This is a genomic window from Fulvivirga sp. M361 (assembly GCF_007097395.1).
Lineage (GTDB): Bacteria > Bacteroidota > Bacteroidia > Cytophagales > Cyclobacteriaceae > Fulvivirga.
The window spans coordinates 165,330-188,372 of record NZ_VKDC01000014.1 but is presented as its reverse complement, the minus strand read 5'-3'; the positions used below and the strand labels follow the sequence as shown (position 1 = coordinate 188,372).

Sequence of the window (23,043 nt, the reverse complement as noted above, 5' to 3'; positions counted from 1 at the left end):
ATCGGAGCGTATTTCCTGAAAGTAAAAGGAAAAACCGTACTCAAAATCGCACTAGCCAAACAACGAAGAAAATGGTTCAATGGACTTTGGAATACCTCAAATCAAGTCCAAACACCTCTGATATTTCCTATTGCGTAATTTGGGCTTATTTATTCTTTTGAAACTACATTCAAATTCATTGGACAACTCCTCAAGAACATGTTTTAAATCGGAGTTTTTTAAATCCAGATCAATTCCGGATTCAGTTTTGACACTTGCCCCCTTGGCTACAAAAACAAAGTCAGTTTGCTTTTCGATCTGATTGATAACCTCTTCCAAAGAAGCATTTTTCAATGAAATAGTTACTTTGACTTCAGTCAGGGAGTTTTCTGACATTTCATTCGCCACTACAAATTGCATCGATATGACCTGCAAGAGTAGTATGTAGAGCGAGTATTGAAATGTATCAATAATTAGTTTACGTACATTTTGTTTCATACTTTTTCATTTAGATAAAAAATAGTTTGGTGTGTGTATACATTGGATTGATGGTATGTGGAGTCGTCCACATCATATATTAATAATGAAATATCTGTTTATAGCTCTTGTTATAATCTTTCAATACGTCATAGGGTTTTAAACCACAGGCTCCCAACCCGGGGCATATTCTCTTGACCAATAGCTCATCGCTTCGGTATCATTGAGCATTTTGCCGGTCTCTTTGTCAATATGTAGTTTGCGTCCTATTCTTTGGGAGATATTACCCAGGTGACAAAGGTGGCTGGTACATGCTCCTTCATCTATAGGACTGTTTTGTGGAATTCCTTCACGAATGGCGTCCGCAAAGTTTTTAAAATGTAACTTATCCAGATTCCCTTCCCCGATCGTATTGGTTGTGGCACTTAGCTCAGCTTCTTTTACATTTTTGATCTCCTTACCCCCCATGTCATACGCCACATAGTTATTGCGATCAAGTAAAATCGTGCCTTTTGTACCATGTATAGTAGCTCCCCGGCCTCTCCCATAATGGTGAAAAGGGTTGCAGCTTCGCCCTTCCCAGGTGATCATTTTTCCATTGCCATATTCGTAATTGACAACTTGTGTATCGTAGAATTCCCAGTCATCTTTATAATGAAAGCGCCCACCGGAAGAGGTAACTGAGTCAGGGTATTTTACACCGAGTGCCCACCGGCAGACATCGATTTCGTGTGTGCCGTTATTGTGGATCTCACCGGTTCCATACTGCCAGAACCAATGCCAGTTGTAGTGCACATAGATGCTTTTGTATTCCGCACGCGGGGCCGGCCCTTGCCATAGCTCCCAGTCAAGCCAGTCAGGAACGGCCGATACTTGTCCACGACCTATGCCTCTGCGGCCATTGGAGTACCAGGCTTTGCCATAGTAAGGCTCTCCGATAAGTCCTTCCTTAATATCCTGCATAGCCTGAATGGATGTTGGTGCAGATCGCTGTTGGTTACCCATTTGTATTTTCACATCATACTTTTTTTGGGCTTCAATGAGCATTATACCCTCTTGAGGGTTGTGGCTGCAGGGCTTTTCTACATAGACGTGCTTGCCGTTTTGGGCTCCCATAATGGCCATTGGCGCATGCCAATGTTCCGGTGTGGCTATCGCTATACAATCGATATGCTTGCTCTCTGCCATCTTACGGTAGTCCTTATAGTGTTTAGCTTTTTTACCCGTCACCTTGTGCACAAGTTCTCCGGCAAAATCAAATTGCCGGCTGTCAACATCACAAATAGCCGAAACTGTAGCGTTAGGCAAAGCTGCAGCAGCTTTGATAAGAGCCTTTCCCCGGCCATGCAAGCCGGCAACACCAAAGCGCAGACGATCGTTGGCCCCAAGGATATTGCTATAGCTTTTAGCACTCATGCTCATAGCCAGGCCAATGGTGCCCGCACTTGTTTTTTTAATGAATTCCCTTCTGTTGGAATTTGTTTTCATGGTAGTAATTTGGTTTCATAAGTAGTAGTAAAGTCATTTATTAGAATTCCCGGACCTTGACACTTCTGAAGTGTACTGTGTTGCCATGATCTTGTAATAGTATACTGCCAGCCGGCCAGCGACCGAAGTTGGGCCATTTTTGATATTTGCTGTAGTTAACCAATGCGCTGAACATCTGCGAGAAACGATCATACTCCACGACCTTTTCATGGTTAAGCCAATGCTCAACTTTGCCATTTCTGGCCATTATTCGAGCATGGTTCCAGGTGCCAACACCTTTAAACGGTGTTCTTTTTTGGTCTTCTTTATTCGAGAGATTTTCTGCTGTGATCAAATCATAGAGTGAGGCCATCGTTCGGTTGCCAAGTACACCTTTTTTCGCATCGGGGTGGTTTTCATTGTCCAGAATTTGGTATTCACAACCAATCGCTGAGCCGGCACCCTTGTTGAGAGCCGGGTCTACGTAATATTTGATGCCACTATTGGCGCCTTTGGTAATCATGAACTCTAATTCCAGCTCAAAGTCACCGAACTTGTCAATGGTCACTATGTCTCCGGGGCCTGTGGACTCGCCGCCGTCAGTTGTCAGTACTGTCAACACACCGTCTTTCATTTCCCAGCCCGATTCAGGGAAGTGGTCTAGTTTGGCACCTCGCCATCCTTTTGAAGAATTACCGTCCCAGAGTAGGCGGTACCCACGGCGCTTTTCACCTTCTGTGAGTTGGTTGATGAGGTAACTCACTTCCTTCACCGCCGGGTCAGGCTCCCGGCGCTCGGCGTTAAGATCAGTAGTTTTGATACGAATGTTACGCCACATGACCTTTTTACCCACTTGGGAATGGGAATTAATACTGTGCACCTGAAGAGCGATAAAGCCTTCGGCGGTAAGGTGGTCTACGAGGTTAGCACACATTACACCGTTTACCCAGGTACGGATGTGTGGACCTATGGCCTCCACCCGGTAAGTGTTCCACTGGCCGGGACGGAAAGCTTTCTGTCCCTTTGGGTTAATGCCTAAAGGATATAACCATTTGCGGCGGGCTTCATCATATATCCCCCCTGAATACGCTCTCCGGCTGGGATCAATCTCAGCCTGGTAGCCGTGCACACGACCGTTTTTATAAGATTTGTTGCTCAGACTTCTGAATTGTACACCGGAGTTAAGTTCATTCTCAACTTTTACTTCAAACTCCAGGATAAAATCCTTATAGACCTTCTTTGTAGCTAAAAAGGTGTTTGGTGTATTCAATTTACTGGTGCCTACGATGGCACTATCTACAATAATGTAGTCAGCTGTCCCGTTTAGCTTCTCCCACCCCTTCAGGTTTTTGCCGTTAAAAAGGATTTCCCACCCCTCAGAGCTTTGCCCATAACCAAACGGTCCTATAACAATGAGGACACAAATGATGAGCGCTTTCGGTATTTTCATATCAGTTGACTATTGGTACTAAAAAAAATTATATTCGTCTTTCCAGTGGCACACACTGTTATTATCCATCGCTTCAAGTGCCATATTTACCACGATAGCCACTTTTGCGCCGGTAGTTGCATTTGATTGTGGTGTACTGTCTTGAATGATGTTGTCTTTAAAATCAATCAGGGCTTGCCTGGTTGGATCGATATGCGAAACATCTATTGGCGCACCTTTACCGGTTTCCCAGGCTTTGAGCGTTGCGCCACTAACGCCATCAACAACACCTTTAGCCTCAACCGGATGATCGTTATGTTCCTTGAATACCCAGGCTTTGTCATAGCCCAGCACTATGCTGCCTTTCTGACCCAGTACTTTGATTTGGTAATTATCTTTGGCGTTAGTTGTCAATGATGTATAAGTGGCTTTCATACCGTTGGGGTATTCAGTGATAAGATGTATGTTGTCATAGACTTCACGGCCATCTTTCCAGTAGTCAATACCTCCAAACCCAGCTACCTTAATAGGGTGGCTTCCGGTCACCCAATTGGCAAAATCGATTTGGTGTGAACATAGCTCTGCAGTGAGGCCACCCGAGTATTCCCTATACATGCGCCAATTGATCATTTTATCCCATTTTGAGCCGGTCACGGGTTTACGCCAGTTACCATTGCGATTCCATTGGCATTCAATCAATGATATATGGCCTAAGTAACCCCTATGGATCAAGTCCATAACATGACGGTAAAGTCTTGAGCTATGATACTGGTGTCCTGTTTGAAAGACTGTCTTTGTTGCTTTGGCTTTTTCTACAAGCTGCCTGATAGGTGCAATACCATAGGCTAAGGTTTTTTCACAATAAATATGTTTGCCTGCTTCCAAAGCTGCCATGGCAATCTCTGCATGGATACTAAATGGAGTAGCTATTACGATGGCTTCAACGGACTTATCTTCTATCAGCCTACGATAGTCCTTATAAGCCTTAGTGTGTTTTTGACCATATTGCCTGGCACTTTCATACCTCGATGGGATAATCTCACAGAAAGCATTAAACTCCATGCCTTCGATTCCTTTAATAAGAGTAGCAATGCCTGTGCCTCGGTCACCCATACCAACAATACCTACACCAATGGAGTCCATAAAGGAAATAGCCGCTGGAGCTGCCTGTGCCATTACTAAGCCGGCACAGCCTGCAGTACTTGCTTTTAAAAATGCCCTTCTACTAGTTTTCATGGTTATTAGTAGGTTATAGGATAATAAACTGCCAATCGATTGGCTCCCTTTTTGCACAATTGATTTTAGTGTAGGGGATGGCTGGTCATTTCAATGAGTTTTGTAGTCATGAACCAAACTATTCAGATGGGTTCATATGATTGACCTGACAATTCTCAGAATTAATAAACTTCATTGAGATGTATAAGAGATCATTCGTATTACTTAAATCATCTATTCAATGATAAGGTCTTACGATGAAACACTCTACTGAAATTTTTACATTAAAATCATATAAAAAGGGGTTATAAATACCATTTTTTCAAAACTAGACATAGATATTAGTTGATTTGCAGGTAAGTAGCCAATAAGTGGATTGAATGTCGAGTTTTTAAAATTTAAAACTCTGATTGTTAGATAGTTATATTTTTCATCGCTTCCCAAAAAAGTAGAAATTATTGAGTCAAAAGTATTTATCTATAGATGAAATTCAGGGTGCTTTGAATGGCTGCTGAGTGCAATGTAGGTTTATTTGACCTGAACTATGCTTCTATATATTAGAGTTTTAGTGGAGAGCTAAAAGGGGGTTTTGATTTTCCACATTAGCTATTGTAAGGGGGCAAATTTTGCTTTTCAAAGAGAATATTGAAAAGGTATCGCTTCCAATAGAATTTTCAGATAAAAAAGTAATCCCAATCGACCGGATGGGTCTGATGAAACAATTTACTGGTCAGGGTTCGTGTTCAGGAGTTTTTATTACTTCCTGTGAAACCTGTGTATGGATGGTTTCATCAGGTTATTCGCAATGTACTACCTGCACATATTAATAGCTCTGTTCTACTCCTTCTCTAAAAAAATCGTTGGGCTTTTTACCCCTGGCAACCCATTTTTTGTATTCTACCATGTTGCCTTTGGCTTCATATACCAATGCAAGATTATGAGCAATTTTTTTCTCAAGTTCAGGATCTTTTTTATCCCATAAGTCAAGGAGGAATTTTTCGGCCTGTAACCAATCCTGAGCTTTAAATAATGGTTTAACCCCCTTTAAGTCTTTCGCGGAATAGTAAGTTCTGGTGATCAGTATTTGTGAAGGAAAAAAAATGCCTAAAAACTGTGAAGCTACATTTTTGGCTAATTTATTGGCCGTTTTGCCATGATTCCCGACACTTGGACCAATGGCTAGTAAGCCACTCAGAACAGACCGTTCATCAATGAGATCACTCGCATGTATAGAACGATTAAAAACCACCTCCCGATTTGCATTTACACAAATGATTTCAGATTTGCAGATCAGGGTGTAATATGCTGTCCTTACTTTATCCCCATCTTCGTCCTCTGTAACCACTACTTCTTTATCTCTTTCCAGGTCAAAGGATTGTACGATTACCAGCATGTCATTATCCAATGTGTCTGTTAAATCTTCAATAAGTGTATCGGATAGTAATGAATCATATCCGTAAAGCTGATTAAAACCGGTAGGTAGCCCGAGGTCTTTGCTTAAGCTATTGAGCAGGTTGTCTGTCATCGATAGGTATGCATCTTTATATACCTGTCGCTTTTTATCCTGGTTAAAATCTAACTTACTGGTATCGTACAGGCTTACCACTCTACAGTCATGATATCCGGAAATATCAACTTCGGGAGGTAAAGACCTTTCGTATTTTAACAATGATTGACAGGAAGAGAATAATAAGGCAATGGAAAGAATGAAAAAAAGCGTCGTAACATTATCACATAATTATAAAGTTAGATCGTTAGCTTTTTTCTTCACGTTTAACAAACGTAAATCCTCTGGCATCAGTGCCTTCATAGAAGTCTACCTCCAGCCCCAATAAGTACATGGTATGTTTCTTTTCTACCAGCACGGGGATGTTTTCTATTTCAAAGTCAATGTCACTATCTTTTTGCGTGTCGAACCCCAGCAAATAAGTAAAGCCGGAACAACCGCCACTTCCTTTGATCCCAACCCGGAGTGAATACTCTTCCGGAATATTCTTGTTGGCCATAATGTTCTTTACCTCCTCAATAGCCTTTTGAGAGAGAGTTATCGGAATGAGCTTGTCTACCATGATTGTATTATGGTTAAATAAACAACGGCTGTCAATTAGTTCAAAATTATCATTTATTTATGAGTCATTGAAAACCAATGCAAAACCTATTTTTAAAGGATGTACCAATAATTTAGGTCTGAGTACTGAAATGAATATCTTAGACTTTTTTTAATTTACAAACGTTATAAGTCATCGTCCTAATTACTTATGGAAATACTCATTGAATTCAGTAAAATATTGATACCTGCAGGTGCGGTTCTTTATGCCATGTACCTTGTGGTGAAGTCCTTTTTGGACAAGGAGCTACAAAAACAACAACTGGAAGTAAGGAACAAGAGCATAGAGACTGTACTTCCGAACCGGCTCCATGCCTATGAGCGGATCTGTTTATTTCTTGAGCGCATCAGCCCCAATAATCTTGTGGTAAGGCTCAATAACGGTCAGTATACTGCACAGGAGTTTCAACAGATCATGTTAAAAGAAATACGTGAAGAATATAATCATAATGTTTCGCAGCAGGTTTATATGAGTGATGAGGCCTGGGAATTGGTAAAAACAGCAAAAGAAGACCTTATAGTAAGTATTAATGAAGCTACTTTCGGACTGGCGGATAATGCCACTGGATTGGATTTAAGCAAGGAACTTTTCGAGCGTACGATGTCCAAAGACGTGGACCCTATTCAAAAGGCGTTGACAGAGGTGAAAAATGAAATAAGAAATACATTTTAAGGGCTTAATCTGGTACAATGGAGAAGGTTGAAACCAATAGATTTTTCAAAAAGGCAGTTTCTAAAGCATCTGATATTCTCAATAATAATCCCAGGTTACGAAGTCTGGTGAACAGAGCTGGTGACAGGATCAATGACCTGAATGTTGGGAAGCTGGAAAAATCCGGTTTCATCAATCGTATTAAAACATTTATGCGCATGGTAAGCGCCTATGCACGCAGGGATTATCGTGACATTGAATTAAAGAATATGATATTGGTAGTGGCCGCACTGGTCTACTTCATAACCCCCATTGACCTGGTGCCGGACTTTATTCCCATTACAGGCTATTTAGATGATTTTACCGTGATAATGTGGGTATATAATAGAATACAAAATGAGATTGATAAATTCATTACGTGGGAAGAGCAAAAAGCATCAAATGAATAAAATGCCTTTATTTCTGTTGGTTATTTTTACATTATTATCCGGTTGCAGTGTAGAAGAAAGTGGCAACATTGGATATAGGGTGGCATCGTTTGCCGGCTATCTTTCTATAATAGTGGCCGTGCTAGCCGTAGTCGCTACCATTCTTTACCTGTTTCTCAATAAAGATACAAAAAACAGAAACCCGTGACATCCAGGAAGGCCTTTATCGTTGGAGCTACAGGACTGATAGGAAAATACCTTACTTCATTGTTGCTGGACTCTGACCGGTACAATGAGGTAGTGGCCATTACTCGAAAACCACTTGGCGAACATGCTAAGCTGAAAAACTTTTTAGGAGGTTATGATGATCTGGAGCAGTTGTCAGAGAATATCCGGGGAGATGATATTTACTGTTGCCTGGGCACTACAATGAAAACGGCCGGATCAAAAGAAAATTTTCGAAAGGTCGATTATGACTACCCTCTTAAAATTGCACAGATAGCGGCACAGAATAGAGCGAACCAGTTCCTGGTAGTGACGGCCATGGGAGCCAGCTCCAGGTCCAACGTCTTTTACAATCGTGTGAAGGGAGAGTTGGAAGAGGCATTGGCCAAAATCCCTTTCGAAGGACTGCATATATTCAGACCGGCATTATTACTGGGTAAGCGACAGGAAAAAAGAGCGGGGGAGCACATTGCTCAGGTGATCTTTAACGTTATCAACAGATTATTTGTGGGCCCTTTGAAAAAGTACAAAGCCATAGATTATCGTAAAGTGGCTAATGCCATGTTTTCTGTCGCTGTGGAAGCGAAGAAAGGTGTTTACACTTATAGGTCAGATGACTTGCAGGCATACTAATTGCCCGACAAGTTACTTAATAATTTGCCAGGATTTTTTTCATTGCCATTTCTTTTGACAGCTCCGACGTTGAGGCTTTTTACTCCTGCTCTGCGCATCTGACGTACCTTGCCCACTTAATATAGGTGCTTCTTCCCACTTGTTCGTAAGTACCTTTATCCATTGCAAGTTACCCAGTATGTTGTACAGGTGTATAAAACCTGTAATTTGAACGAACTTAGGTTTTGTAGTGAAAGCCGGATAGAGTGGAGCTATGATTTTACCGCCAAAAAGAGTGTCCGCTGGGAAGTAGTTAAGATGCGGTAAGAAAAATTAAAGGCAATTATCTTACTAATAAACCTTGTGATCCGATCCTATGACCGATGGATTAAACCAAAGGCTGTTAGCAACACAGCACCGGGAAATTACAAGTCAAGCTTCTGGCAGAAATACTGACTTACCTGATTTTAAGGCCATTGATCGTTTTCGATTAGTATGTTATCAATCGTCAGGCGTTCTTCATATGCATGAATAAAAGGGCCTTATTCTTGTATCTGGTTTTTTTATGCTCCAATAGCGCGTTTGCGCAGGTGGTGAGAGGGGTGGTGGGCCATATTGTTTCGGGTGATCCCATAGAGTTTGCCAATGTATACCTTGCGAATACGGTGACCGGTACAGTAACAGATAGTACAGGTGCGTTTGTGTTAAAGGGTTTTGAACCGGGTAAGTACGATCTAACGGTTTCTTTTGTTGGTTTCAGTACCTATTCAATACCTATTGAACTAGGGGTAGGCCAGGAATTAGATCTAAACATAACCCTTCATACAGAGGTATTAAGTTTACCCGAAGTATTTATTACAGCGGACACTTCTCGGTGGAACAACTATTTTCAGGTGTTCTGTAATTATTTTTTGGGGACTACTCCCGGCAGTAAGGAGTGTAAAATTTTGAATTACCGGTCATTAAACTTCTATTTTGACCAGTCGCAAAACACGCTTTATGCGCATACACGTGAACCAATAAAAGTGATAAATAATTGGCTGGGGTACGAGATAGATTATGATATGCGATCATTTCGGATGGATTTTGATAAAGGTCGGCTAACCTGTGAAGGGGTGCCCAGGTTTTCATGCCTGGACCCAAAGAATAGGTTCGATGCTAAACGATGGGAGAAAAACAGGCAGTTGGAATACACTGGCTCTTTGTTGCATTTCTTTCGTTCGGTGTATGCTGATAAGCTCAAAGATAACCAGTATGAGGTACGGACTATAAAAAGAATACCTGATCCTGACCGTCTGCCTGAAGCAGTGGTTAGCAGGAAGATCCGGTTCTTTCGGAGCAAGCTGGAAGAACATAAGCCTACGAATCAGGTATGTGATGTTAATTGGGCCGATAGCCTGAAGCGCTACCGGCAGATACAGGCACAACCCGGGTTTGTGGATATTCCGGGAAATGAGTTTGCTTCCGCAAATGAACTGATCGAAAACAGTATCATTGCTTATAATGGCATTTTGCAAGTGACGTATCTGGGGGAGAAGGAGCACAAAAAATATCCGTTTAAAAGAAATTCACGAAGAAAGTCAGGTTACCAAAGATCCAGGCTGTATATTACGGACGAACTTAAAGTATATGAGAACGGGTACTATGAGGACGTGCAATCTACCTATGTGGAAGGCTACTGGAGTTGGAAAGGTAGCATAGCCGGTATTCTTCCTATGAATTACCGTTTGCCCGATGAATAAAAATGATAGCAGTTATACAGCGCGTTACATCATCCTCTGTACGTATTGATGGTGACATAAAAGGTGAAACAGGGCTTGGTGTAGTGGTGCTCCTGGGTATTGAGGGGACAGATAATGAGGAAGATATAACCTGGCTGAGCCGAAAAATAGTGAATCTCAGAATATTCAACGATGAACAGGGTGTAATGAACAAAAGTCTGTTAGATGAGGGTGGTGATATCCTTCTGATCAGTCAGTTTACGTTGCACGCCAGTACTAAAAAAGGCAACAGACCTTCCTATATTAATGCGGCACGCCCTGAAGTAGCTATTCCATTGTATGAAAAGTTCATCCAACAGTTGGAGACGGACCTTGGCAAAGAAATACAGACTGGTGAATTTGGGGCGGATATGAAAGTAAGTCTTGTCAACGATGGGCCTGTTACCATCATTATGGATACAAAAAATAAGAAATAACAACTCTAGAAAAGGAACCAATGAGTGATATACAAAAGTCGATCACACTGGAGGAGGCCCAGAAAACAGTGGATAAATGGATCAATACTACGGGAGTACGCTACTTTAATGAATTAACAAATACAGCTATACTGACGGAAGAAGTAGGCGAAGTGGCACGTATCATGGCGCGACGTTATGGAGAACAGTCAGAAAAGGAGAGCGATAAAAATAAGGATCTTGGTGATGAAATGGCTGATGTATTATGGGTGCTGATATGTTTGGCCAACCAGACCGGAGTGAATCTTACTGAAGCATTTTTGAAAAACATGGATAAGAAGAGCATCCGTGATAAGGACAGGCATAAAAACAATGATAAGCTTAAGTAAGAAGAATTGGCTCAGCTTAGAGGTTAATGCCTATGCCTGATCAGTCACCAGTTCATCTCCGTTAAGGACAGGAAGAACATCGTACTCATCTTGTTTCATGCAAAATTCAATATCTTCATGTACGTTGAGTCGGTTGAGGCGTTTGGCATGTGATGAGTTTTTGATAAAACCCACCAGATCATGCTTCATATTCTGGTAAGCAGCCTGTACCAGTAGTGGGCTGTCACATTCATTGGTAAAGTCATTCTGTAACTCTTCTACCAGTGCACCTGCGAAAAGAGAATCCTCAAGATTCACTTTCCCCTTCCATCCGGCGCAGAATATGAGTACACTTTCTTCCCTTTTTCTCAAATAAGAAGCTACTGCAGATAAATTTAGAAAAGCGCCGATGACAACACTTACAGCACCCTTTGACTTGTCTATCGCCACCGTACCATTGGTGGTAGTAACCGCTATTTTATGCCCTTTAACTTTTGCATTCATATAGTCAAAGGGTGAGTTGCCAAGGTCAAACCCTTCCACTTTTTGTCCCCCACGTTCACCTGCTATCAGGTAGCCTTTTTCTTTCATAGCGCAGCATAAGTCTAGACTTGCGAAAGGAGTAATGCTTTTAACGCCGTTGGCTAACCCTGATACCATACAGGATGTGGCCCTGAGAATATCCACTACTACTACATTTTTGTCACTGATATCGTGGAGGTGAATGAGATCAGGGCTTAAACAAACGTCAATGGTTTTCATATAGTGGGGACTATTGGTGTTGAATATTAAATGAGTGGTAGTTTACTCACCTCGGCTTTGATCACTTTGTTCCTGACGGAAATGAATATTTCCGTACCTGGCGTAGCAAACTCTTTTTGAACATATCCTAACCCTATCCCTTGTGATAATGTGGGAGACATTGTGCCTGAGGTTACCCGACCTATTGCATTGCCCGAAGCATCATGTATCTCATAATCATGGCGGGGGATACCACGGTCTATCATTTTAAAACCTACCAGTTTATTAGAAATACCAGCTTCTTTTTGTGCTTTTAAGCTATTGCTGTTGATAAAGTCTTTAGTGAATTTAGTGATCCAGCCCAGTCCTGCTTCCAGGGGAGAGGTAGTATCGTCAATGTCATTACCATACAGGCAGTAGCCCATTTCCATGCGTAAAGTGTCTCTCGCACCTAACCCGATAGGTTTTATGCCAAATTCCTCACCAGCTTCCATAACCTTATTCCAGGCATTTTCAGCATCCTTGTTATGAAGGTAGATCTCAAAACCTCCGGCTCCTGTATACCCTGTTGCAGAAATAATAACATGTTCAGCGCCGGCAAATTCGCCCACTTCGAAAGTGTAGAACTTGATCGCATCAAGATCAACCGGGGTAAGTTTTTGTAACGTTTCAGTTGCCTTGGGTCCCTGAATAGCAAACAGGGAAAAGCCATCGGAAATGTTTTTCATGATAGCGCCGGCATCATTATGACTTGCTATCCAGTTCCAGTCCTTATCAATGTTAGAGGCATTGACTACCAGTAAGTACTCTTCCTCTTTTATTTTATATACCAGGAGGTCATCAACTATACCGCCTTTATCATTGGGTAAGCATGAGTATTGTGCTTTTCCTATGTCCAGTTTTGAAGCGTCATTGCTGGTTACTTTCTGAATAAGCGAGAGAGCATTAGGACCACTTACCAGGAATTCACCCATATGAGATACGTCAAAAATACCAACGCCATTCCTTACGGTATTATGCTCTTCAATATCTGATGAGTAACGTACAGGCATATTAAATCCTGCAAAAGGGACCATTTTGGCACCTAATTTTTCATGAACGTTGTTAAGTTGTACTTTTTTTAGCTCCATTGAATTCAATCGATTGAAATGAGGCGACAAAGGTAAATCAATCTTCGTAAAACTCCGTGAATTTTTTTATTGACCTGAGTGTCGGTCAATTGACAGTAAATATCTAACCAATTTCCACTTTTAACAGTATGTATATAATTGGATCAAAACATTCTTTATGAAACACTTAACATTAATTTTTTTCCTGATCAGCACCAGTCTATTAGCACAAACAGGACCTGATGCTCAGAAATATTGTGTAACAGATGATAATATAGGCCTGGGAGGGTATGATCCACTCGCTTACTTCCATCAAAAAGAAGCCATTTCTGGTAAGAAAGATATCAAAGCAGAATATGACGAGGTTATTTATTTATTTTCCAGTACGGAGAATAAGAGAACGTTTTTACTGGCCCCTGAAAAATATCTGCCACAGTTTGGTGGCTGGTGTTCTATGACATTAGTAATGGGAAGAGCCACTACTCCCAAGTATGATAATTTCATGGTGAAAGACGGAAAGCTGTTTTTATTTGAGAGAACACTATCCGTAAATGGTAGGGAGCTCTGGAATAAGGCTCCCGAAAAGAATGAAAAAACTGCCTCTGTAAACTATCATAAGTACGCGACTACCGGTAAGATAAATTGAGATTGTCGGCAGTCATAGCGTTTGTGATAGTACTTTTTGTATTGGATTCCTGTACTAAAGATCCAGAGCTCTATCGTATTTCAGGCAGCATAGAAGAGCCGCAAAATGAAGTTACCAGACAGATCGTCAATATTTTTAATAGCAATTTATCTGATAGTCTGGCCATAGTACAGGAAATTCATATGACCGATGCGCTGGATTCTATTGCGTCCGGTCGTTTGGATTTTGCCATTGTTGACAATTACACCTCACCGAGCGATCAGGTGGTTTCTATCCTGCCATTATATCCACAGGTACTTCATGTTTTACACTTGAGGACTAAAGAATATGAAACCATAGAGTCACTGCTGATTGATCAAAAAGTTTTTGCCGGATCACCCGGTACAGGTACTTACCGTTTTGTGAAGCAATTGATGGAACACTATGGTATTAAAGAGAACCGTGTGAAACTTTTATCAGATCTTGAGCTCTTTGAAGCTGATGTGATTTTTTCTTTTACAGATCTTTTGTCTTATGAAGAACTGCGTGATCTGGGTGATTATAAGCTTTTCAGTTTTGATGATGTAGATCAATTAGGAAAGGGGTCACTGGCTGAAGGTATCTGCCTCAGGTATCCACAGTTTGATCCGTATATATTGGCGAAAAATGTTTATGGAGACTTTATGGATGGGTCTGTATTAACAGTGAAGGTGGATGCCGTCCTTGTTTGTCGTGCTGATATATCCACTCAAATGATCTATGACTTATTAAAGTTACTGGACGAGGATAAGCATTTAATTTCTCGTATCAATCCTTTGTTATTTGATTTTTCGGGGAGCTTCGATGCCAACGTTCTTAATTTTAACCTTCATGAAGGAGCTCAAAATTACCTTCAACGGTATGAACCTACTTTCGTTGAAAAATATGCCGAAGTATTTAGCGTCATCATTTCCATTTTTGTGGCCCTGATCAGTACTCTTTACTCTATTTCCCGTTGGCAGCGGACCAAAAAGAAAAATAAGATCGATGTATATTATAACAAACTTATTCTACTTAGAAACAGGATTGCTGACCTGACAGAAATAGGGGAGACAAAGCAGATGTTGAGGGAGGTGAAGATGACACAGGAAGAAACCATCAACCTGGTCATTAAAGAAAAGTTATTAGCAGATGAATCCTTTTCTATTTTCCTGAACCTCTCTAAGATCGTTACTGATGAGATCACAAGTAAGGAGTCTGAACTTTCAGCACGTTTAATGGTTTAGAAGCTCTCCAGGTCTTTTGTGGTCTTTTCTACCAATTCATTATATTGTTTTATAAACCTATCGTACACGTCCTCTTGTATTAACTGTTGCAAATCTTTTAAACTGATTTCTGCATAACTTTCGGATTGTATCCTGGCACATTGTAAAATGTACGCTTTTAGAAGCTTAACGGATGAAGGGTTTACTTCTAACGCTGAAAGCAAAATATTGTAAGCTTCAAAAGGATCTGTTAAACCTATGTACTCAGCCGTATGTATCACTCCTTCGGTGAAAAAGGGATTCATGTATGCTATTAATTCATAGTTTTTTCTAGCGTTAAGTGTATCTCCCGAAGCTTCATTGAGCAAGCCCGTGTAAAAATGTTTTTCCAGCAAGTGTGATGCGTCGAACACCATTCCCTGGTTAATCTTCCTGGCTAATGCGCTTACATTTTTTTGTCCGGCTAACATGCGTAGTTCGAACCATTGAATTTCATTGAACAGGTGCTCGTCTGTAATTTTCAGCCCGGCTATTTTACCATATATGGCAGTAGCTTTAGCCTCATAACCCTGGTTCCAAAAGTCCTTACATATGTCAAGATATGCTTGCGCCTTATAATTATGGTCCTTTATATCTTTTACCAACTCGATGAACTGTAAGGTATCGTCCAGATCTAATGTATAGCGTGTTATCAGATACTTCTGGTAGTCCGGAAGTTTTGACACATCGTTTGTTTTACCTTCAAGTATGGCCAGCATCGTGCCGGCTATTTGTTGTGCTTCAACATCCGCGCTGTTTTCAATGCTTTTCCATGCCTCAATGGCCTCAGTTTTCTGGCCTCCTTCCGACAAGGCTATGGCGAGGTTAAACCTTGCTTCTTCCCATTCCTTGTTAGCAGCCCAGCTGAAATATTCTTTGGCTACTTCCGGAGCTTCCTGCTCTAAAGCCCAGATACCTATTTGATTAAAATACTGACCGCTGTTGGCAATACTCGAATTTGCCAACCAGTTAAGTTCACGAAAGGCCTCGTTTACATTGTGATCCTTATATAAGTTGAGGCATGCGGCAAACTTTAACGGCTCTCGTACATTAACATTCACCGATTTATTCACCAGGTTGATCAGTGCCCGGGCATGTAATGAATCCTCATCGAAAAGCCGGTTGAATGCCTGGTTGTAAAGTATCGTGGCATCAAGGAAATCCAGCACTGAATCACTGACCTCATAATTTTGTTTTAGAGCAGTTCGGCTTTTGTTAAAAAGCACATAATTATTATTTAAAGCAATCCTGTCATTTTGAATGCTATACGCTTGAAGGACGGAATCAGCTTTTATGCCAAGGTCACTTTTTGACACCAGTGCCAGGATATTACTGGCGGCCGTATTTTTAGAGGAATTACTTTGATAAGCCTTGTCCAGGTGGATAATTGCGCTGTCAAGAATGTTTGTTTTACCATACAATAGCCCTGCATTATTATGGATAGGACCATTATCCGGAAATGTTTTGAGTCCATCTTTTAACACAAAAAGTGCTTCAAAAAAACGATTATCATCCAGGTAAAGATTACTTAGGTTGATATAAGCATTTGGCGAAGGCCATTTCTTCAATGCGTTCTCATAGTACAATTCTGCTTTAATTTGCTCTTTTTGACTCGTGTATAAGCAGGCCAGTGCAAAGTTAGACTTATGATTATTATACCCATAAATGGCGCCTTCCTCGTAATAACTGGTGGCGAGCAGAGGTTCACTGCTTTCAATATGAAGGTCTCCAAACCCATTGTAATAAGCTGATATTCCTTGATTTACAGGCACCTCCCAATTTGATTTGAGCAGTAATGCAATGAGTGCGATCAGTCCTGCCAGCCGAAATGTAAAATAGGGCATACTGTTCGGTGAGTAAAGTACCTTGTACACCTTCAAATTATTTTTTAATGGAGTGATAAAATTAGAGATGATGTAGAGCACGAAAATCAAGCCATAACCCAGGTGGCCGTAAATAGTAAAATCTCTGAAAATTTCAAGGGCCGGGTCATTGCCCGTGGTCATGAAGTGTGACAGTGTGGTAAAGCATATAATCCCCATGGTAATGTAAAAAACACCTCCTACCGGGGAAAACCTGAATAAATACCCATATTGTGACTCCCGATTAGCATAACCCCATAGACCGAGTATAGCCGATACCGCCAGCAGTAAGTAAGGGTTGATATAAAAAATATCCCAGTCAATCACTCTTGTTTCATGCAGGTAAACCAATACAATGTTTATCAGGTAGATGGTCGTAATTACAGAAAAATGAGTTAGCGTATGCTTTGATGAAGGAGAGTTAGAGTGCGTAAGAATATAAATGAAGCCGGCTATTATCTCATGACCTACCATCAATACGAAGACAAGTGATATGATCAATGGATTTAATATGCCGGCTGCTGCGATATAAAAAAAAGGATTGTCAACTCGTGAGCTAAAATAAATGATAAGTGCCAATACCAGGAATAATCCCAGGAATACCAGGAAGCGAGGGAAGAAAGCTATGGTGCTTTTTATCCTGTTGAAGTAAAAAACCGTGGGTAAAAACAAAACCAGGGCTATGATCATCCCGATTTTTTCTTCGCTGTTAAAAAGATACAGTAGCTCAAGTTTCAGGTTCATAAAGAACAGCACTATAAATCCGGCCCCAATGTAAAAAGAGAACCTGGGAAGCGTGCTGATAACCGTTATGAGCACACTGGCACATAACACTGTTATGATCAAAAAAACATTGTATGAAAGCGAGTTGATATTGGGGGGAGAACTAGTATATCTTTGTGTGTAAGCCGTATTTTCAGCAGTACTGGTGATGTTAAAAGGGCCAATTTTAACGGTTTCAATAGTTGTTTCAGTTGTTTCAGCCTGTCCCTGAATGTTCCAGTCCAGGTAAATGTCATAGGCTGAGAAAAAGCTTACTGCCAGCCATATTAGCGCGGCGAAAAATAATAGGAAAAGGGCTGAATACAGTCCCTTGAACGGATGCGTCCATTGCATCCAGAATAATTTAGATTGCATAGTTACTCAATTACTTTCGGCACCTTGAAATAGTCTGCATCCTTTTTAGGTGCATTTTTCAGTGCCTTTTCATGACTTAAATGGTTCTTTACTTCATCTTCCCGTAACACATTTATTTCATGAGACATTGTAGTAAGCGGCTCTACCCCTTCCGTGTCTACTTCATTGAGTTTTTCTACCCAAGTGATGATCTGGGACATCTCCTGCATCATATTATCGGCGGTGCGTTCGTCAAATTCGAGTCGCGCAAGGTGGGCAATTTTGTGTAAATGTTCTCTATCGATTTTCATCGTGATGACGCTTTAATTCAGCATCAATGACATCATATGTCTTTTTCTTGAGTGCTTCAATTTCTGTCGAATCCATACCCAACGTACTAATAGGCTCATGGAAGATGACCTTAGTAGTACCCCATTTGGGCAGAATTGTCGAATCAGGTAAAATTATCCAATTATGGGGAATGGTGACAGGAATAACAGGAATTTGTTTATCTATTGCAATTCTGAATGCGCCGTCCTTGAACTTTGCCATCTGAGGCATTTTTTGTGATACTATCCCGCCTTCCGGGAATATTACGAGGCTTTTTCCATTATCTATTGCTTCGGCTGAACGTAGCAAAGTAGTATACCTGCTTTTGAGACTACCCCGATCCACAGTGATGTGCAACTTACGGTACATGTAGCCAAAAAGTGGTATTTTTTCCATGTCATTTTTTCCTACAAAAATGGAGTTGACGGGGTTTAAACCCATGGTAGGAATGTCAAGGTAAGAAAAGTGGTTAGGGCAGAAAATGTATTGTGCCTTCTTATCCAATGCAGAATGGACTTCTATTTTTCTAGGGAACATACATAAAGCAAAAAAAATCTTTGACCACCAACGATTAAATATACCTACCAGGTGATGATGTTTTGAGAAAAAAACGGGGATCAGTAATAATGGAAAAAATAATATAAATGAAAGAATGAATATAGTAATGGCATAGATAGCGTGCAGTATTCTTAAGAATTTCATAGCTACAGTTCCGTCTCCTGTTATGATCAGCCTATCAATTACTTGTTCTTGGAAGGTCTTGGAATTAGTAGAAGCTCAGTTTGTCTTCCATCAATGTAGTTTACTCCTGTTTCGTCAAAGAAGGCTTCCTCTTCCAGCATTATCCGTATCTCTTTATTCCATTCTTTGATATAGGTGGCAGCGTTAAGCTCGATGGAGTAGGCTGTGTTTAGATGTAGTGGGTAATCACCGGTTACAGGCACGCCGCCTTGTTGGTCCCACATACCTAACGTAGTTCCTGCTGCGTGTCCATGGTATCCAATAGGGTGGGTATAGATAGAAGGTTTGATTCCTTCAGCAATGGCTTGTTCGCGTGATTCCCTCAGCACCTCGTTGCCGGTTTTACCTTCCTTAAAATTCTTTGTAAAAATATCCTGTAATCGATTGCCACGTGCAAATGCTGTTTTCAGGTAATGTGGAGCTTCTGTTTCTCCCCGGCGTAATACATAGGCGTGTTGTTGAGTATCTGTATTTAAACGTAGGTAAGTGATCCCAAAATCTACATGGATCAGGTCTCCCGGAAGTATGATGTTCTTTTCCGGTCTCTTGGAGAATGACCTTAGATGGTCGAAGGATTGCGGGTCATCCCGTTGTATTGAGACGGTAGGGTGGAACCAGGTGGTTAATTTTAAGTCCCTTATTTTTTCTCGCATCCACCACACTACATCTTCCGTAGAGGTGACCCCGGGTTGGATGACCTTTTCAGAAAATGCTTCGTCTATGATCTCATGAGCTATTCGGCAAATTTGCGGATAGATCATCATTTCAGCAGGAGTACGTGTTTCCAGCCAGCCTAGTGCCAGCTTTTCGGCAGAGACGATACGGTTTTTGTACTTATGTGGCAATATTTGATTAAATTCTTCCAGGTCAGTAGCCACTATGCCGTCTGCCAGACCAAATGCCTCGGATTTATTAATACCGATCTGTTTGGGGTCCCTTTTTTCAATGATCTGTGCCAGCCTTTTCCATTGATCAGGCTCTCTTTCCTTGTCCCAGGCTTTTTCAAAAGTGCTTCCCACGTTGTAACGGGCTACCGCCAGGCACTCTATTCCGTCCTTTTCACCCCGGTCATACATGACCAATATGGTCCTTCTTCGGGCGGCCAGCCATGTAGCAGGTAACAAGGTTTCAATGACCGGGTCCTCATTATACTCCCTGGAGATCACTATCCACATATCAATGCCGGTTCGACGCATCAATGAGGGTAGTACGGTTTGGATCTTATCTTCTAAAAGCCGGTCCACTGTCTCCGCTCTTTTTTGCATGGAAAGTATAGCCGGGTAAGACGATTGTGCACTTGCATTCCCAAAAAGACAGCCTGCGATAAAGAGTAAGAGTATTTTCTTCATTGTTTTAAGGATTGATCCGGATAAGCATTGAGTGACCTAATGGTTCAGTTCTCATCTAAATTAACAATACACCTCTGACCTTTCAAAATCTTCAATGCCTCATTCAACTCCCAGCTATTTTTGGTTTCATCCATTGTTTCATGAGAAACACGTTTCAACTCTTTACGTTTTATGGCTTCTGCATAACGTCTTACATCAGTATGAGATGTCAATATCAGTGGAGGTACTGATACGGGTTTATCATCTTCACCCTTTGCTACCATGGTTACATAACTTGTATTGGTATGCTTGACGCTACCTTCTTTTACATTTTCAGCAATTACTTTTATACCCACTACCAGTGAGGTATTTCCAACATGATTAACGGTGGCATGTAGTGATACTAACTCACCCACTTCTACGGGCTGAAGAAACTCTACATTATCTACCGAAACGGTGACACAATAAGCGCCGGCATGTTTGCTGGCACAGGCATAGGCTACCTTGTCGATCAGTGACAACAAAATCCCTCCGTGTATTTTACCACCGAAGTTGGCGTAGGAAGGAATCATAAGCTCTGTGATAGTGGTTTGTGAATCGGCTGCTTTTTTGCCTGAATGAGATGTGCGGGCTTCCATATGGTTTGTATATTAATGTAATGGCTGGATCATAATTCAATTAGAAGAGAATAGTAACCGAATATCGGAAATTAAGCAATGTAATAGTCAATTACTCTCTATATTTCCATCTTTAAAATAAATAGAAATGATGAAGTCCGGCACGATTGGTTTACTGCTATTAGGATGCCTGATGGCCTGTAGCAAAGATTCTGAACGTATATCTTTTGATGACTGGGGAGTAATAATGTCTGACAAGACACGTGCCGAAGACGGGGTAGGGGAAATTATGAATCAGAACACCGGAGCTTTGATAGCTTTCCAGGTGGATTCAACTTATATACAGCAATGTATAGATAATCAGTACTTTTTTAAGTTATACTTCACCACATATGATTCACTCACTTTTGTGATTCTAAGAGAGACCCGGGATTTTAACTACCACTCTGATGCGGATGAAAGTCAGAATAAAATCCTTTATTCCATTCTTAATCAGGATACACTGGAAATGATGTCAAGTGCCCTGTCTATTCAGCCAAGAACTGAATATAATGCCTTTCACACGGTGACTAATTTACATACGTTAACACAAGGAACATTTAATGGTACAGTAAACAATGTTCCATTAATAAAGTAACTGGCGTTTGTCAGTGAGTTGTTTTAAGATGAGTAAGGGGCTGCTTTTTAAGCAGCCCTTTTTATTTCTACAGGTAGGATCTGCTTTTCTTTAGCCATTTGAATGATGCCTAATCGGTTCAGTAGCCTGATCATTAGATAAGTAGGGTCTATTTCATGCCATCGGACGCCACCAAAATTAGCCCTGTTGCCATACTTATGATGGTTGTTATGATAGCTTTCACCCATCATTAGAAAGTCGAAGGGTAAAAAGTTTCTGGAAGTGTCCCCTACTTCAAAATTTCTGTAACCGTATTTATGAGCAAACCAGTTGATAATAGCACCATGTACGGGCGATAATAAGAATTGAACGGGTAACAATAACCATAACCACCATTCTGTTGCAAAAGTGACGTACACCATTGTGTAGGCAGCCCCCCAGAGTAAACGAGATACCCAGGAACGAGCGAACTTGTCAAAAGCCGTCCATTCAGGTACACCTTCGGTAAAGCGTGCATCTACTTTCATCGTTTTACTCGTGATAGCTGAATAAATAGTTTTTGTTTTCCACATCATTTTAAAGAGGCTTTCGTCGTATTTAGGTGAATGCGGATCATCTGGAGTATCAGCAAAAGCGTGATGCATACGATGCATAACGCCATAACCGTAGGCACTCAGGTAGTTGGAGCCCTGGAAAAACCAGGTGAGAATAAAGAAAACTTTTTCCCAGGTTTTGCTCATAGTAAATGCACCGTGTGATGCATAACGATGAAGAAAAAAGGTTTGAAAGAACAGGGAAAGGTACCAGTGTGCTATGAAAAATGTGAAAATGACGGCCATTATATTTTTTTAATTCTCTTGTTTTAAATCAGTCTAACAACATTAAGACAGGAACAATGTTCAGTTGTGACAAAAAACTCAATAAACTTTAAGTTTTTTTAAGCTTTGCTGCGATGTCCTGGCTGATCTCATGCACCAGGTCACTTAAATGTCCCCAGTCACAAGCTCTTTTGAATGTATTTAACAGTTGACCGGGGCTGGATAGTTCCGGTAGCGCAGGTGTTGTATTGCTAGCTAGTTTGTTTTTAGCTCGGCAAAAAAGCTGACGGCAGTTTTCTTTTTTCTTATCGAAGATGTGTTGCAGTTCATCGTATTCGAAGTTGAAAACTTCTCTTAACAGAAAAATGCCTTTTTCCAGTGGTTCCAGCTTTTTATGAAGTGTACCTAGTGCATTAGATACTTCCTGTTCCAGGTCAAAATGACTGAAATCAGCTACTTTGCTCCAATCCAGCAGTTCAGTAGGGTTCAGACTATCCAGGCACTGGTCTTTTTTGCGCTTCAAAGCTTCCAGATGATTAATGCAATTATTGGTTACAGATCTGATCAGGTAAGCTTTGGTATTGATTATTTTTTCCTTTTCTATGGTAAGCCATTTGAGAAATGTCTCCTGAACAATGTCTTCGGCATCGTGCAAAGATCCCACCATTTTTAAAGCAATGGAATGGAGCATGGGTTGATACAGTGCTATGGTCTGATTATGG

Annotated in this window: 25 protein-coding genes; 10 read left to right on the top strand and 15 right to left on the bottom strand. The window is 41.0% G+C overall.

What is annotated here, in order from left to right; all coding sequences use genetic code 11:
- Window positions 1-96 precede the first annotated feature (96 nt).
- The 6 genes from FNH22_RS16825 to FNH22_RS16800 form a co-directional block, all read right to left on the bottom strand.
- Window positions 97-477 (bottom strand): hypothetical protein, encoded by a 381-nt coding sequence (locus FNH22_RS16825; RefSeq protein WP_143399583.1) that lies wholly within the window; start codon window positions 475-477, stop codon window positions 97-99.
- Between the two features lie 138 nt (window positions 478-615).
- On the bottom strand, window positions 616-1,944 hold the full coding sequence (locus FNH22_RS16820; protein ID WP_143399582.1) for a Gfo/Idh/MocA family protein: 1,329 nt from the start codon (window positions 1,942-1,944) through the stop codon (window positions 616-618).
- A 40-nt stretch (window positions 1,945-1,984) separates the two neighbouring features.
- A complete protein-coding gene (locus tag FNH22_RS16815; RefSeq protein WP_143399581.1) occupies window positions 1,985-3,373 on the bottom strand; it encodes a DUF1080 domain-containing protein in 1,389 nt (462 codons plus the stop codon).
- A gap of 18 nt (window positions 3,374-3,391) precedes the next feature.
- Window positions 3,392-4,588, bottom strand: a complete 1,197-nt coding sequence (locus FNH22_RS16810; protein WP_143399580.1) for a Gfo/Idh/MocA family protein — start codon at window positions 4,586-4,588, stop codon at window positions 3,392-3,394.
- Between the two features lie 802 nt (window positions 4,589-5,390).
- Entirely contained in the window at window positions 5,391-6,236 is an 846-nt protein-coding gene (locus FNH22_RS16805) for a DUF6340 family protein (RefSeq protein ID WP_143399579.1), read from the bottom strand.
- A gap of 85 nt (window positions 6,237-6,321) precedes the next feature.
- Entirely contained in the window at window positions 6,322-6,636 is a 315-nt protein-coding gene (locus tag FNH22_RS16800; RefSeq protein WP_143399578.1) for an iron-sulfur cluster assembly accessory protein, read from the bottom strand.
- A gap of 189 nt (window positions 6,637-6,825) precedes the next feature.
- Here FNH22_RS16800 and FNH22_RS16795 point away from each other — a divergent pair, with 189 nt between their 5' ends.
- The 7 genes from FNH22_RS16795 (at window position 6,826) to FNH22_RS16765 (ending at window position 11,156) form a co-directional block, all read left to right on the top strand.
- Entirely contained in the window at window positions 6,826-7,347 is a 522-nt protein-coding gene (locus tag FNH22_RS16795) for a hypothetical protein (protein WP_143399577.1), read from the top strand.
- Window positions 7,348-7,364: 17 nt separating this feature from the next.
- Entirely contained in the window at window positions 7,365-7,775 is a 411-nt protein-coding gene (locus tag FNH22_RS16790) for a YkvA family protein (protein WP_143399576.1), read from the top strand.
- Entirely contained in the window at window positions 7,768-7,962 is a 195-nt protein-coding gene (locus FNH22_RS16785; protein ID WP_143399575.1) for a hypothetical protein, read from the top strand. The genes FNH22_RS16790 and FNH22_RS16785 overlap by 8 nt, the downstream gene beginning before the upstream one ends.
- A complete protein-coding gene (locus tag FNH22_RS16780; RefSeq protein WP_143399574.1) occupies window positions 7,959-8,612 on the top strand; it encodes an NAD(P)H-binding protein in 654 nt (217 codons plus the stop codon). The genes FNH22_RS16785 and FNH22_RS16780 overlap by 4 nt, the downstream gene beginning before the upstream one ends.
- A gap of 527 nt (window positions 8,613-9,139) precedes the next feature.
- Window positions 9,140-10,333 carry a carboxypeptidase-like regulatory domain-containing protein gene (locus FNH22_RS16775; RefSeq protein ID WP_185154264.1) on the top strand — a complete coding sequence of 398 codons (1,194 nt, stop codon included), beginning with the start codon at window positions 9,140-9,142 and terminating at the stop codon, window positions 10,331-10,333.
- Window positions 10,334-10,335: 2 nt separating this feature from the next.
- On the top strand, window positions 10,336-10,788 hold the full coding sequence (gene dtd / locus FNH22_RS16770; protein WP_143399572.1) for a D-aminoacyl-tRNA deacylase: 453 nt from the start codon (window positions 10,336-10,338) through the stop codon (window positions 10,786-10,788).
- A 41-nt stretch (window positions 10,789-10,829) separates the two neighbouring features.
- Window positions 10,830-11,156, top strand: a complete 327-nt coding sequence (locus FNH22_RS16765) for a nucleotide pyrophosphohydrolase (protein WP_143399593.1) — start codon at window positions 10,830-10,832, stop codon at window positions 11,154-11,156.
- 30 nt (window positions 11,157-11,186) lie between these two features.
- On the opposite strand, the gene FNH22_RS16760 is transcribed toward FNH22_RS16765, so the two are convergent.
- Window positions 11,187-11,897, bottom strand: coding sequence for a 2-phosphosulfolactate phosphatase (locus FNH22_RS16760; RefSeq protein ID WP_143399571.1), 711 nt, complete (start codon window positions 11,895-11,897; stop codon window positions 11,187-11,189).
- A gap of 26 nt (window positions 11,898-11,923) precedes the next feature.
- Window positions 11,924-13,006, bottom strand: a complete 1,083-nt coding sequence (gene gcvT, locus FNH22_RS16755; protein WP_143399570.1) for a glycine cleavage system aminomethyltransferase GcvT — start codon at window positions 13,004-13,006, stop codon at window positions 11,924-11,926.
- 157 nt (window positions 13,007-13,163) lie between these two features.
- Between gcvT and FNH22_RS16750 the strand changes: the two genes are divergently transcribed.
- Both FNH22_RS16750 and FNH22_RS16745 read left to right on the top strand, forming a co-directional pair.
- Window positions 13,164-13,631 (top strand): YHS domain-containing (seleno)protein, encoded by a 468-nt coding sequence (locus FNH22_RS16750; protein ID WP_143399569.1) that lies wholly within the window; start codon window positions 13,164-13,166, stop codon window positions 13,629-13,631.
- A gap of 2 nt (window positions 13,632-13,633) precedes the next feature.
- Entirely contained in the window at window positions 13,634-14,875 is a 1,242-nt protein-coding gene (locus tag FNH22_RS16745) for a TAXI family TRAP transporter solute-binding subunit (RefSeq protein ID WP_143399568.1), read from the top strand.
- On the opposite strand, the gene FNH22_RS16740 is transcribed toward FNH22_RS16745, so the two are convergent.
- Genes FNH22_RS16740 through FNH22_RS16720 form a run of 5 tightly spaced genes read right to left on the bottom strand, consistent with a single transcriptional unit; the run spans window position 14,872 to window position 20,908 of the window.
- On the bottom strand, window positions 14,872-17,892 hold the full coding sequence (locus FNH22_RS16740) for a hypothetical protein (RefSeq protein WP_143399567.1): 3,021 nt from the start codon (window positions 17,890-17,892) through the stop codon (window positions 14,872-14,874). The two genes, FNH22_RS16745 and FNH22_RS16740, sit on opposite strands and share 4 nt — an antisense overlap.
- Window positions 17,893-17,894: 2 nt before the next feature.
- On the bottom strand, window positions 17,895-18,182 hold the full coding sequence (gene gatC / locus FNH22_RS16735) for an Asp-tRNA(Asn)/Glu-tRNA(Gln) amidotransferase subunit GatC (RefSeq protein WP_143399566.1): 288 nt from the start codon (window positions 18,180-18,182) through the stop codon (window positions 17,895-17,897).
- A complete protein-coding gene (locus FNH22_RS16730) occupies window positions 18,169-18,903 on the bottom strand; it encodes a 1-acyl-sn-glycerol-3-phosphate acyltransferase (RefSeq protein WP_143399565.1) in 735 nt (244 codons plus the stop codon). The genes gatC and FNH22_RS16730 overlap by 14 nt, the downstream gene beginning before the upstream one ends.
- Window positions 18,904-18,941: 38 nt before the next feature.
- Window positions 18,942-20,291, bottom strand: a complete 1,350-nt coding sequence (locus tag FNH22_RS16725; RefSeq protein WP_143399564.1) for a M24 family metallopeptidase — start codon at window positions 20,289-20,291, stop codon at window positions 18,942-18,944.
- 44 nt (window positions 20,292-20,335) lie between these two features.
- Window positions 20,336-20,908, bottom strand: coding sequence for an acyl-CoA thioesterase (locus FNH22_RS16720; protein ID WP_143399563.1), 573 nt, complete (start codon window positions 20,906-20,908; stop codon window positions 20,336-20,338).
- A 127-nt stretch (window positions 20,909-21,035) separates the two neighbouring features.
- On the opposite strand from FNH22_RS16720, the gene FNH22_RS16715 reads away from it, so the two are divergent.
- The gene (locus tag FNH22_RS16715) at window positions 21,036-21,524 is read left to right on the top strand and encodes a hypothetical protein (RefSeq protein ID WP_143399562.1); all 489 of its coding nucleotides are present in this window, start codon (window positions 21,036-21,038) and stop codon (window positions 21,522-21,524) included.
- A gap of 47 nt (window positions 21,525-21,571) precedes the next feature.
- Here the strand turns inward: FNH22_RS16715 and FNH22_RS16710 are convergent, their stop codons facing one another.
- Complete coding sequence (locus FNH22_RS16710) at window positions 21,572-22,342, bottom strand: acyl-CoA desaturase (RefSeq protein ID WP_143399561.1); 771 nt, start codon at window positions 22,340-22,342, stop codon at window positions 21,572-21,574.
- A gap of 88 nt (window positions 22,343-22,430) precedes the next feature.
- Entirely contained in the window at window positions 22,431-23,030 is a 600-nt protein-coding gene (locus FNH22_RS16705; protein ID WP_255518078.1) for a sigma-70 family RNA polymerase sigma factor, read from the bottom strand.
- Window positions 23,031-23,043: the final 13 nt, after the last annotated feature.

Bases quoted from the DNA above. Each gene is read 5' to 3' on its own strand.
- FNH22_RS16785 (WP_143399575.1), top strand. From the start codon at position 7,768: ATGAATAAAATGCCTTTATTTCTGTTGGTTATTTTTACATTATTATCC.
- FNH22_RS16760 (WP_143399571.1), bottom strand. From the start codon at position 11,897: ATGAAAACCATTGACGTTTGTTTAAGCCCTGATCTCATTCACCTCCAC.
- FNH22_RS16825 (WP_143399583.1), bottom strand. From the start codon at position 477: ATGAAACAAAATGTACGTAAACTAATTATTGATACATTTCAATACTCG.
- FNH22_RS16750 (WP_143399569.1), top strand. From the start codon at position 13,164: ATGAAACACTTAACATTAATTTTTTTCCTGATCAGCACCAGTCTATTA.
- FNH22_RS16790 (WP_143399576.1), top strand. From the start codon at position 7,365: ATGGAGAAGGTTGAAACCAATAGATTTTTCAAAAAGGCAGTTTCTAAA.
- FNH22_RS16815 (WP_143399581.1), bottom strand. From the start codon at position 3,373: ATGAAAATACCGAAAGCGCTCATCATTTGTGTCCTCATTGTTATAGGA.
- FNH22_RS16725 (WP_143399564.1), bottom strand. From the start codon at position 20,291: ATGAAGAAAATACTCTTACTCTTTATCGCAGGCTGTCTTTTTGGGAAT.
- dtd (WP_143399572.1), top strand. From the start codon at position 10,336: ATGATAGCAGTTATACAGCGCGTTACATCATCCTCTGTACGTATTGAT.
- FNH22_RS16715 (WP_143399562.1), top strand. From the start codon at position 21,036: ATGATGAAGTCCGGCACGATTGGTTTACTGCTATTAGGATGCCTGATG.
- FNH22_RS16800 (WP_143399578.1), bottom strand. From the start codon at position 6,636: ATGGTAGACAAGCTCATTCCGATAACTCTCTCTCAAAAGGCTATTGAG.
- FNH22_RS16730 (WP_143399565.1), bottom strand. From the start codon at position 18,903: ATGAAATTCTTAAGAATACTGCACGCTATCTATGCCATTACTATATTC.
- FNH22_RS16710 (WP_143399561.1), bottom strand. From the start codon at position 22,342: ATGGCCGTCATTTTCACATTTTTCATAGCACACTGGTACCTTTCCCTG.
- FNH22_RS16740 (WP_143399567.1), bottom strand. From the start codon at position 17,892: ATGCAATCTAAATTATTCTGGATGCAATGGACGCATCCGTTCAAGGGA.
- FNH22_RS16820 (WP_143399582.1), bottom strand. From the start codon at position 1,944: ATGAAAACAAATTCCAACAGAAGGGAATTCATTAAAAAAACAAGTGCG.
- gatC (WP_143399566.1), bottom strand. From the start codon at position 18,182: ATGAAAATCGATAGAGAACATTTACACAAAATTGCCCACCTTGCGCGA.
- FNH22_RS16720 (WP_143399563.1), bottom strand. From the start codon at position 20,908: ATGGAAGCCCGCACATCTCATTCAGGCAAAAAAGCAGCCGATTCACAA.
- gcvT (WP_143399570.1), bottom strand. From the start codon at position 13,006: ATGGAGCTAAAAAAAGTACAACTTAACAACGTTCATGAAAAATTAGGT.
- FNH22_RS16795 (WP_143399577.1), top strand. From the start codon at position 6,826: ATGGAAATACTCATTGAATTCAGTAAAATATTGATACCTGCAGGTGCG.
- FNH22_RS16810 (WP_143399580.1), bottom strand. From the start codon at position 4,588: ATGAAAACTAGTAGAAGGGCATTTTTAAAAGCAAGTACTGCAGGCTGT.